We start from the raw sequence: 10,016 nt of genomic DNA, 5'->3' as shown, positions 1-10,016 counted from the left end.
AGCTTGCCTCGCGATCATTTAAACGATCAAAAGATCGCGAGGCAAGCTCGCTCCTACCGAGGATGGGATGAACAATTAGAAAGAGGTCCTATGCCCGAACGTCCAGTTCTCACGCCCGAAATTTTACGGTGGTTGCCTTGGGTGGTGGCCATCGCGTTTTTCATGCAGTCGCTCGACGGCACGATCCTCAACACCGCACTGCCGGCCATGGCCAGCGACCTCAAGGAAAACCCGCTGCGCATGCAAGGGGTGATCGTTGCCTACATGCTCACGGTGGCTTTGCTGATCCCGGCCTCGGGCTGGATCGCGGATCGATTCGGCACCAAAAAAATCTTCTTCAGCGCCATTTTGCTGTTCAGCCTCGGTTCGCTGCTGTGCGCCTTGTCCGGCACGCTCAATGAATTGATCGCCGCCCGTGTGCTTCAAGGGCTGGGCGGTGCCTTGATGGTGCCGGTCGGGCGGCTGGTGGTGCTCAAGGCCTACCCGCGTTCGGAGCTGGTGCGGATCATGGGCTTTATTACCATCCCCGGCCTGCTCGGCCCGCTGATCGGCCCCACCCTGGGCGGCTGGATGGTGCAGTACCTGAGCTGGCACTGGATCTTTTTGATCAACCTGCCGGTGGGCATGCTGGGCTGCTGGGCGGTCTGGAAAATGATCCCCGACTTGCGCGGCGACGGGCGCTCACGCTTCGATGCCTGGGGCTTCCTGCTGTTTGGCGCGGCCATGGTGTTTATCACCATCGCCATGGAGGGCCTGGGCGAACTGCACATGCCGCACCTGCGGGTCATGTTGCTGCTGTTTGCCGGGCTGGCGTGCCTGGCGGCGTACTGGCTGCGGGCCGCCAACATCAGCAACCCGCTGTTTTCCCCGACGCTGTTTAAAACCAAGACCTTTGCCGTGGGCATTCTGGGCAACCTGTTTGCCCGCCTGGGCAGCGGCGCCTTGCCGTTTCTGGTGCCGTTGCTGCTGCAAGTGGCGCTGGGCTATTCGCCATCAGACGCTGGCATGAGCATGTTGCCGCTGGCAGCCGCCGCCATGCTGGCCAAATGGGGCGCACGGCCGTTGATCGAGCGTCTGGGTTATCGCACGATCCTGACCGGCAACACGCTGGCACTCGGCATCATGCTGGCCAGCATGGGCCTGGTCACGGCTCAAACCCCGTACCCGCTGCTGCTGACGATGCTGGCCATTCTGGGTGCCATCAACTCGCTGCAGTTCACCGCCATGAACACCGTAACCCTGATCGACCTTGACGATGCCAGCGCAAGCAGCGGCAACAGCTTGCTCTCGGTGGTGGCGCAGTTATCGCTGAGCCTTGGGGTTGCCTGTGCCGGTGCCTTGCTGGGCGGGTTCTCGGGTGACGGCGCTGGTGACGACGTACACACCGTGCTGGGGGCGTTCCAGTTAACGTTCCTGACCGTTGGCATCATGGCCATGCTGGCGGCGGCGATCTTCTTGCAACTGTCACCGCAGGACGGGCGCAAGCCCAAAGCCAACTCGGAGCATGAGCTGGATCATTAATAGGGCCTTTGTCTCGCGATCTTTTGATCGTCTAAAAGATCGCGAGGCAAGCTCGCTCCTACAGAGAAGGTGATGACTTCTCGTCCAGAATGTTCGGGCATTGGGCAACGGGCTGTTACACTGCGCGACATTTTGTTTTGCAGGCCAGTCCCGTGACCACCATTGCCACCGCTTTCAACACGCTCCCCCTGTCCGCCGCCATGCTGGCTAACCTCGACTCCCTCGGTTATGCCCAGATGACGCCGATTCAGGCGCAGAGCTTGCCGGTGATCCTCAAAGGCATGGACCTGATCGCTCAGGCCAAGACCGGCAGCGGCAAAACCGCCGCCTTCGGCATCGGCCTGCTGAACCCGATCAACCCGCGCTACTTCGGCTGCCAGGCGCTGGTGATTTGCCCTACCCGCGAACTGGCTGACCAGGTGGCCAAGGAAATTCGCCGTCTGGCCCGCGCCGAAGACAACATCAAAGTGCTGACCCTGTGTGGCGGCGTGTCGTTCGGCCCGCAAATCGGCTCGCTGGAGCACGGCGCGCACATCATTGTCGGCACGCCGGGGCGTATCCAGCAGCACTTGCGCAAAGGTTCGCTGGTGCTCGACGGCCTGAACACTCTGGTGCTCGACGAAGCCGATCGCATGCTCGACATGGGCTTCTACGACGCCATCGAAGACATCATTGTGCAGACCCCGGCACGTCGCCAGACCCTGCTGTTTTCGGCCACTTACCCGGTGGGCATCAAGCAGTTGGCCTCCAAGTTCATGCGCGACCCGCAGCAAGTCAAAGCTGAGGCGCTGCACACCGACAGCCAGATCGAGCAGCGTTTCTACGAAATCGCCCCCGATGAACGCATGAGCGCCGTGACCAAAGTGCTGGGGCACTTCCGTCCGCAGTCGTGCGTGGCGTTCTGCTTCACCAAGCAGCAGGTACAAGAAACCGTTGATCACCTGACCTCCAAAGGCATTTCGGCGGTTGGCCTGCACGGCGACCTGGAACAACGCGACCGCGATCAAGTGCTGGCGATGTTCGCCAACCGCTCGACCTCGGTGCTGGTTGCCACCGACGTGGCCGCCCGCGGTCTGGACATCGACGCGCTGGATATGGTGATCAACGTTGAGTTGGCCCGTGATTCGGAGATCCACATTCACCGCGTTGGCCGTACCGGCCGTGCAGGCGAAAAAGGCATCGCGATCAGCCTGGTGGCGCCGTCTGAAGCGCACCGCGCCCAGGCCATCGAGCAACTGCAAAAGGCCCCGCTGAACTGGGAGTCGCTGGACACCCTGACCTCCAAGGGCGGCGCCCCGTTGCTGCCCGCCATGAGCACCCTGGTGATTGGCGCAGGCCGCAAAGACAAAGTCCGCCCGGGCGACATTCTGGGTGCCCTGACCGGCGACGCAGGCATCCCCGGTGCCCAAGTGGGCAAAATCGCGATCTTTGACTTCCAGGCCTACGTGGCCGTGGATCGCACTGTTGCCAAGCAGGCTTGCCAGCGCTTGAGCGAAGGCAAAATCAAAGGCCGCTCGCTGCGCGTTCGGGTGTTGTAACCCCCCCCTGTAGGAGCGAGCTTGCCTCGCGATCTTTTGATTTTTTAAAAGCAAAGATCGCGAGACAAGCTCGCTCCTACACGATTATCTGAAGTTTTGAGGACACCGCTTTGCGTACCACCGACGTTGTGATTATTGGCGCTGGCGCCGCAGGTTTGATGTGCGCGCTGACCGCTGCCGGGCGTGGGCGCAAGGTGTTGCTGATCGACCACGCCAACAAGGCCGGCAAAAAGATCCTGATGTCGGGCGGTGGCCGCTGCAACTTCACCAATATGTACACCGAGCCGGGCAACTTCCTGTCGCAGAACCCGCACTTCTGTAAATCGGCGCTGGCCCGCTACACCCAATGGGATTTCATCGAGCTGGTGAGCAAGCACGGCGTGCCTTACCACGAGAAAAAACTCGGCCAGTTGTTTTGCGATAACAAGTCCAGCGACATCCTTGAAATGCTCCTCAGCGAGTGCCAGCAAGCCGGTGTCAGCCTGCACCTGGACACCTCGATTGAGCAGATCGAAAAAACCGACAGCGGTTACAGCCTCAAGACCACGCTGGATCAGTTGAACTGCCAGTCGCTGGTGATCGCCACCGGCGGCTTGTCGATCCCGACGCTGGGCGCCACCGGGTTTGGTTACCAAGTGGCCAAGCAGTTTGGCCACACCTTGCTGCCGACCCGCGCAGGGCTGGTGCCGTTCACCATTACCGATCAGCTCAAAGAGATTTGCAGCGAACTGTCGGGCACCTCTGTGGACTGCCTGGTGAGCTGCAACGATCAGAGTTTTCGCGAGAACATTCTGTTTACCCACCGCGGCCTGAGCGGCCCGGCGATTTTGCAGATTTCGTCGTTCTGGAACAGCGGTGACACGGTTGAGATCAACCTGTTGCCGGATCTGGACGCGCTGAGCTGGCTGCAAGCGCAACAGGCCGAACGCCCGAACAGCGAACTGAAAACCCTGCTCGGGGAAATCTTCACCAAGAAAATGGCCAACTTGCTGGCCGAACATTGGTTCGTGTCCAAACCCATGAAGCAATACACACCAAGTGAACTGGCCGACGTGGCCAACAAGCTGGCGTGCTGGACTGTCGTGCCCGCCGGGACCGAAGGCTATCGCACCGCCGAAGTCACGCTGGGCGGCGTGGACACTCGCGAAGTGTCGTCCAAGACCATGGAATCGCTGAAAAGCCCGGGGCTGTATTTTGTCGGCGAAGTGCTGGATGTGAGCGGCCACCTGGGCGGTTTCAACTTCCAGTGGGCGTGGGCATCCGGGTATGCCGCCGCGCAGTACGCCTGACACAGGCGTACCTTCAACGCGGGTTTGCATTCAGGCAAAAAATATTTTCTGTTCGATGTGAACAGTGCCATTGCACTAACGTCTTATCTGGCTCAATTTAGCGAATCTCGAGCCAGGCACCGCCACTCCATGTCATCGACCTCTTTCAGCCAATCACTGCGCCGCTTGTGGGCGCGGGACAAGTTCAGTTACAGCGTCCGGGTGTTCATCGCCCTGACCGGCAGCATGGTTTTTTGCTGGTATCAGGACGAGATGTCGCTGCTGATTCCTTTGTTCCTGGGGATTATTGCCAGCGCCCTGGCCGAAACCGATGACAGCTGGCAAGGCCGCTTGAATGCGTTGCTGGTCACGCTGGTGTGCTTCAGCGCCTCGGCGCTCAGTGTCGAATTACTCTTCCCCTACCCTTGGTTGCTGGTCATCGCGCTGGCCCTGGCCAGTTTTGCCCTGACCATGCTCGGGGCGCTGGGTGAACGCTACGGGGCGATTGCCTCGGCCACCTTGATTCTGGCCGTGTACACCATGATCGGCGTGGACCAGCGCGGTGGCGAAGTCACCGATTTCTGGCACGAACCGCTGTTGCTGGTGGCCGGTGCAGCCTGGTACGGACTGCTCTCGGTGCTGTGGCAGGCGCTGTTTTCCAACCAGCCGGTGCAGCAAAGCCTGGCGCGGCTGTTTTGGGAACTGGGCCTGTACCTCAAGCTCAAGTCGGCGCTGTTCGAACCGGTGCGCAACCTCGATGTAGAGGCCGGCCGCCTGGAACTGGCCCGGCAAAACGGCCGTGTGGTGGCCGCGCTCAACACCGCAAAAGAGATCATTTTGCACAGGGTCGGCAACTCGCGGCCGGGCTCGAAAATCAGCCGCTACCTCAAGCTGTACTTCCTCGCGCAAGACATTCACGAACGCGCCAGCTCGTCGCACTACCCGTACAACGCGCTAGCTGATTCGTTCTTCCACAGTGACGTGATGTTCCGTTGCCAACGCCTGCTGCGCCAGCAAGGCGTGGCCTGCCAGCGCCTGTCAGAGTCGATCAAGCTGCGCCAGCCGTTTGTCTATGACGACAGTTTTGCCGAGGCCTTGGGCGACTTGCACGCCTCACTCGAACACTTGCGCATCCAGAGCAATCCGGCCTGGCGCGGGCTGCTGCGCTCGCTGCGTGCGCTGGCGGCCAACCTCGGCACGCTGGACCGTTTGCTCAGCGATGCGAGCAACCCCGACGCCCTGGCCGATGCCACCGACAGCAGCCTGCTGGACCGCTCGCCGCGTAACCTCAAGGACGTGTGGTCGCGCCTGCGCCAGCACCTCACACCGACGTCGCTGATCTTTCGCCACGCCTTGCGCCTGCCTTTGGCACTGAGTATCGGCTTTGGCATGGTGCACTGGATTCACCCAAGCCAGGGTTACTGGATCATCCTCACCACGCTGTTCGTCTGCCAGCCAAGCTACGGCGCGACGCGGCGCAAGTTCAGCCAGCGAATCATCGGCACGGCCATTGGTCTGGCGGTGGGCTGGGCGCTGTTCGACCTGTTCCCCAACCCCATCATTCAGTCGCTGTTTGCGGTGGTGGCCGGGGTGGTGTTCTTTACCAACCGCACCACGCGTTACACCCTGAGCACCGCAGCCATCACCCTGATGATTCTGTTCTGCTTCAACCAGGTAGGCGACGGTTACGGGCTGTTCTTGCCACGGCTGTTCGACACCCTGGTGGGCAGCGTGATTGCGGCGGCAGCGGTGTTCCTGTTCTTGCCGGACTGGCAGGGCCGTCGGCTCAATCAGGCGCTGGCCAATACCTTGAGCTGCAACAGCCAGTACCTGCGCCAGATCCTCCAGCAATACGCCCAGGGCAAAAGCGACGACCTGGCGTATCGCTTGGCCCGGCGTAACGCCCACAACGCCGATGCGGCGCTGTCGACCACGCTGGCCAACATGCTGATGGAGCCGGGGCATTTCCGTAAGGACGCCGACATGGGCTTCCGCTTTTTGGTGCTCTCGCACACCTTGCTCAGTTACTTGTCGGGGCTGGGCGCGCACCGCGGCACTGAGCTGCCGGCAGAGCTGCGCGAGCAGTTGATCGAAGGCGCCGGGCGGCGCATTGCCGACAGCATCGACCTGATTGCCCAGGGCCTGAGCGCCAAGCTGCCGGTGCCGGTGCAGAGCGATGAGGAAGAAACCCTGGCCAATGAGCTGGAGCAGATGCCGGATGACATTGATGAGAACCTGCGGCTGGTGCAAACCCAGTTGGCGCTGATCTGCCGCCAACTCGGCCCGTTGCGCACCCTGGCGGCGCATTTGGTCAAAGCTCCGTAGGACTTATCGCAGCTTGGCGCCAGTCAGTATCACGCCTACTATCGGGCCATCGTTTCGATAACAAGGACAACACCGTGACCACTGACTGGCTCTGCAAACACCACGACGATCTGGGCAAAGAACAGCTCTACGCCATTCTGGAGCTGCGCTCGGAAGTCTTCGTCGTTGAACAGAAATGCGCGTATCAAGATGTCGACGGCCAAGACCTGTCGGGCGATACGTTGCACGTGATGGGCTGGCAAGACGACAAGCTGGTGGCTTACGCCCGCTTGCTCGACCCCGAATCCCAAGGCGGCGACGTGGTCATTGGCCGCGTAATCATTGCGCCCCAGGGCCGTGGGCAAAAGCTTGGGCACCGCCTACTGGAAGTGGCGCTGGAAAACATCGAAGAGTATTGGTCCGGGCAACCTATTTTCATGTCCGCGCAAGCGCACTTGCAGCCATTTTATGAGCAGCACGGGTTTCGGGCCGAAGGCGAGACGTACCTAGAAGATGACATCCCGCACATCGGCATGCGCCGGGCTTAAGGGTACCCGAGCACCTGCTTGATCTGCTCCAGGTGCTGACCAACCCAGGCCTTGTCGATTGGCCCCCAGCTGTGAATCAGGTAGCGCCCGGCATGGTTGCGGGCGCCGTCCTGTTGTTCAAACTCACACACGATGTCCAGATCGGCCAGGGCGGCAATGGTGTCCTGGGCCGTGCGGCGCGGCATGCCGGTGACGTCGGTCAGCGCTGGCACGCTGCTGGCGGTTTGGCTGTCGATCAACCAGGCCACGTACAAACGCCGGTAAAAACTGCTTTTGGTTTTACTGACTTCCATTCAGAACTCCCGTTATGTAGTACGCCACCTGTAGGAGCGAGCTTAAGTGCGGACATCGCGCCAGGTCAGGTACACCCGCAGGTCAAACTCCAGCTGGTGATAACCCGGCAGCATGTGTTCGCACAGTTTGTAGAACGCCTTGTTGTGGTCGGACTCTTTGAGGTGCGCCAGTTCGTGCACCACGATCATCTTCAAGAACTCTGGCGCAGCGTCCTTGAACAACGAGGCCACGCGCAGTTCTTTCTTGGCCTTGAGCTTGCCACCCTGCACCCGCGAGATGGTGGTGTGCAAGCCCAGCGCACGGTGGGTGAGGTCGAGGCGGTTATCAAACAGCACCTTGTCAAAGGACGGCGCGTTGCGCAGGTATTCCTGTTTGATCTCGTGCGCGTAGGCATACAAGGCCTTGTCGCTTTGCACCGCATGGCGCTGTGGATAACGCTCGTTCAGGTAGCTGCCCAATTGGTCGCGCTCGATCAATTGGCGCACTTGATCCTGCAACGATTGGGGGTAAGCCTGGAGGTATTTGAGCACGGTCATGGGGCGTCAACGCACAGCGTAAAAGTTCGCCAGTGTAGCGAATCCAGCTTTTATGGCTACCTTGTCAGACGTTTACGTTGCCAAGAGGCGGACACTTCCGAGAAAGCGTGGGGACCGCAAGCGCTGCTTGCCGCATGGAAAGGCCGGGGGCTATCTTCTTGAGTCGCCGATGATCCCCGTGGAAGAGACATGAAAAAGACGACGCCCGACGGTCCTAAAGCAAAACGCATCCAGCGTGATGATCATCTGCACGATGATGCAACCCAAGACCTGCTCAAACGCCTGCGCGAAGACCCTCCCGTAGACCTGGAGACCTTGCAGCCGACGCAAGCGCAAGGCATCAGCCCTGAGTCACCGTTTGCCGTGCTGGCAGATGTTCGCGCCCTGCAAGCTTTGCAGCACGTGTCGATCATGCTCAAGGGGGCAGAAGAGGTGTCGGATGAAATCACCGAAATGGCCAGCGGCATCGAGCGCGGGCTGGTGTGGTCGCTGGTGCACTCGGTCGAGATGGCCCGCTCACTGGTAGACGCCCTGCTCAAGGGCAACGGCATAGACCCCGAAAAAATACACCACACCTTGTAGGAGCGAGCTCGCCTCGCGATCTTTTGATCGTTTAAAAGATCGCGAGACAAGCTCGCTCCTACAGATGAATCCGTGTGCCAGGCACAAAAAAGCCCGCATCGCTGCGGGCTTTTTCAGGACGCTTAAGGCTTAGTTGACCTTGGCGTTCAGCTCACCTTTGAGGTAACGCTGGTACATGGCTTCCAGGGAGATCGGCTTGATCTTCGAGGCATTGCCAGCGGTGCCGAAGGCTTCGTAGCGTGCGATGCACACGTCGCGCATCGCGGTTACGGTAGCGCCGAAGAACTTGCGCGGGTCGAACTCGCTTGGGTTGGTTGCCATCAGGCGACGCATGGCGCCAGTCGAGGCCAGACGCAGGTCGGTGTCGATGTTGACCTTGCGCACGCCGTGCTTGATGCCTTCAACGATTTCTTCAACCGGCACGCCGTAGGTTTCTTTGATGTCGCCGCCGTACTGGTTGATGATCGCCAGCCACTCTTGTGGCACCGAAGACGAACCGTGCATCACCAGGTGAGTGTTCGGGATGCGCTTGTGGATTTCTTTGATGCGGTCAATCGCCAACACGTCGCCGGTAGGTGGCTTGGTGAACTTGTAAGCGCCGTGGGACGTACCGATGGCGATGGCCAGGGCGTCCACTTGGGTGCGTTTTACGAAGTCTGCGGCTTCTTCCGGGTCGGTCAGCATTTGGCTGTGATCCAGAACGCCTTCAGCGCCGATACCGTCTTCTTCGCCCGCCATGCCGGTTTCCAAAGAACCCAGGCAGCCCAGCTCGCCTTCAACCGACACACCGCAAGCGTGTGCCAGGGCAACGGTTTGCTGAGTGACGCGAACGTTGTAGTCGTAGTCGGTAGGGGTTTTGCCGTCTTCGCCCAGCGAGCCGTCCATCATGACCGAGCTGAAGCCCAGCTGGATGGAGCGCTGGCAGACGTCAGGGCTGGTGCCGTGGTCCTGGTGCATGCACACCGGGATGTGCGGGAATTCTTCGATGGCCGCCAGAATCAGGTGACGCAGGAACGGCGCACCTGCGTACTTGCGCGCACCGGCCGAAGCCTGAACGATCACCGGGGAGTCAGTCTTGTCAGCGGCTTCCATGATCGCGCGCATCTGCTCAAGGTTGTTGACGTTGAAGGCTGGAACGCCGTAGCCGAATTCGGCGGCGTGGTCCAACATCTGGCGCATGCTGATAAGTGCCATTGTGTGTGTCTCTCCCGGACAAGGGTCGTTAATCGTGCAAGCCTGCCGTAGCGGCGGCTGCGATTCAAGTTATTGCAGATCGGGGGTTGGCCCCGGTGCTGCGAATTCGATGCGGCTGAAACGTTACAGCTCCAGCCCTGGCTGGTCGGCCCCATGTAGGAGCGAGCTTGCCTCGCGATCTCTTAAAAATTCATAAGATCGCGAGGCAAGCTCGCTCCTACAGTATTAGCC

General features: G+C 60.4%; 9 protein-coding genes. 6 read left to right on the top strand and 3 right to left on the bottom strand.

Annotation, left to right across the window (positions count from 1 at the left end):
* Nucleotides 1-90 precede the first annotated feature (90 nt).
* The 5 genes from mdtD (at nucleotide 91) to QMX84_RS24745 (ending at nucleotide 7,179) form a co-directional block, all read left to right on the top strand.
* A complete protein-coding gene (gene mdtD / locus QMX84_RS24765) occupies nucleotides 91-1,521 on the top strand; it encodes a multidrug transporter subunit MdtD (protein ID WP_048370838.1) in 1,431 nt (476 codons plus the stop codon).
* A gap of 200 nt (nucleotides 1,522-1,721) precedes the next feature.
* Nucleotides 1,722-3,059 (top strand): ATP-dependent RNA helicase DbpA, encoded by a 1,338-nt coding sequence (dbpA, locus tag QMX84_RS24760; RefSeq protein WP_241486415.1) that lies wholly within the window; start codon nucleotides 1,722-1,724, stop codon nucleotides 3,057-3,059.
* A gap of 110 nt (nucleotides 3,060-3,169) precedes the next feature.
* Nucleotides 3,170-4,348 carry an NAD(P)/FAD-dependent oxidoreductase gene (locus QMX84_RS24755; RefSeq protein ID WP_262125236.1) on the top strand — a complete coding sequence of 393 codons (1,179 nt, stop codon included), beginning with the start codon at nucleotides 3,170-3,172 and terminating at the stop codon, nucleotides 4,346-4,348.
* A 129-nt stretch (nucleotides 4,349-4,477) separates the two neighbouring features.
* The gene (yccS, locus tag QMX84_RS24750) at nucleotides 4,478-6,652 is read left to right on the top strand and encodes a YccS family putative transporter (RefSeq protein ID WP_262125234.1); all 2,175 of its coding nucleotides are present in this window, start codon (nucleotides 4,478-4,480) and stop codon (nucleotides 6,650-6,652) included.
* 74 nt (nucleotides 6,653-6,726) lie between these two features.
* A complete protein-coding gene (locus QMX84_RS24745; RefSeq protein WP_048370847.1) occupies nucleotides 6,727-7,179 on the top strand; it encodes a GNAT family N-acetyltransferase in 453 nt (150 codons plus the stop codon).
* Here QMX84_RS24745 and QMX84_RS24740 read toward each other — a convergent pair.
* Both QMX84_RS24740 and QMX84_RS24735 read right to left on the bottom strand, forming a co-directional pair.
* Complete coding sequence (locus QMX84_RS24740) at nucleotides 7,176-7,472, bottom strand: winged helix-turn-helix domain-containing protein (RefSeq protein ID WP_048370849.1); 297 nt, start codon at nucleotides 7,470-7,472, stop codon at nucleotides 7,176-7,178. The genes QMX84_RS24745 and QMX84_RS24740 overlap by 4 nt on opposite strands.
* Nucleotides 7,473-7,514: 42 nt before the next feature.
* On the bottom strand, nucleotides 7,515-8,009 hold the full coding sequence (locus QMX84_RS24735) for a M48 family metallopeptidase (RefSeq protein WP_282365021.1): 495 nt from the start codon (nucleotides 8,007-8,009) through the stop codon (nucleotides 7,515-7,517).
* Nucleotides 8,010-8,198: 189 nt separating this feature from the next.
* Here QMX84_RS24735 and QMX84_RS24730 point away from each other — a divergent pair, with 189 nt between their 5' ends.
* A complete protein-coding gene (locus QMX84_RS24730) occupies nucleotides 8,199-8,591 on the top strand; it encodes a hypothetical protein (RefSeq protein ID WP_048385015.1) in 393 nt (130 codons plus the stop codon).
* 129 nt (nucleotides 8,592-8,720) lie between these two features.
* Here the strand turns inward: QMX84_RS24730 and fba are convergent, their stop codons facing one another.
* Entirely contained in the window at nucleotides 8,721-9,785 is a 1,065-nt protein-coding gene (gene fba / locus QMX84_RS24725) for a class II fructose-bisphosphate aldolase (RefSeq protein ID WP_027617054.1), read from the bottom strand.
* Nucleotides 9,786-10,016: the final 231 nt, after the last annotated feature.

Source organism: Pseudomonas sp. PS01297 (assembly GCF_029959305.1).
Taxonomy (GTDB): Bacteria; Pseudomonadota; Gammaproteobacteria; order Pseudomonadales; family Pseudomonadaceae; genus Aquipseudomonas; species Aquipseudomonas helleri.
The sequence above is the reverse complement of the archived record's forward strand: the minus strand, read 5'-3'. Positions and strand labels throughout refer to the sequence as shown.

Coding starts and splice junctions, on each gene's coding strand:
- mdtD (WP_048370838.1), top strand. CDS start 91: ATGCCCGAACGTCCAGTTCTCACGCCCGAAATTTTACGGTGGTTGCCT.
- dbpA (WP_241486415.1), top strand. CDS start 1,722: ATGCTGGCTAACCTCGACTCCCTCGGTTATGCCCAGATGACGCCGATT.
- yccS (WP_262125234.1), top strand. CDS start 4,478: ATGTCATCGACCTCTTTCAGCCAATCACTGCGCCGCTTGTGGGCGCGG.
- QMX84_RS24740 (WP_048370849.1), bottom strand. CDS start 7,472: ATGGAAGTCAGTAAAACCAAAAGCAGTTTTTACCGGCGTTTGTACGTG.
- QMX84_RS24735 (WP_282365021.1), bottom strand. CDS start 8,009: ATGACCGTGCTCAAATACCTCCAGGCTTACCCCCAATCGTTGCAGGAT.
- QMX84_RS24730 (WP_048385015.1), top strand. CDS start 8,199: ATGAAAAAGACGACGCCCGACGGTCCTAAAGCAAAACGCATCCAGCGT.
- fba (WP_027617054.1), bottom strand. CDS start 9,785: ATGGCACTTATCAGCATGCGCCAGATGTTGGACCACGCCGCCGAATTC.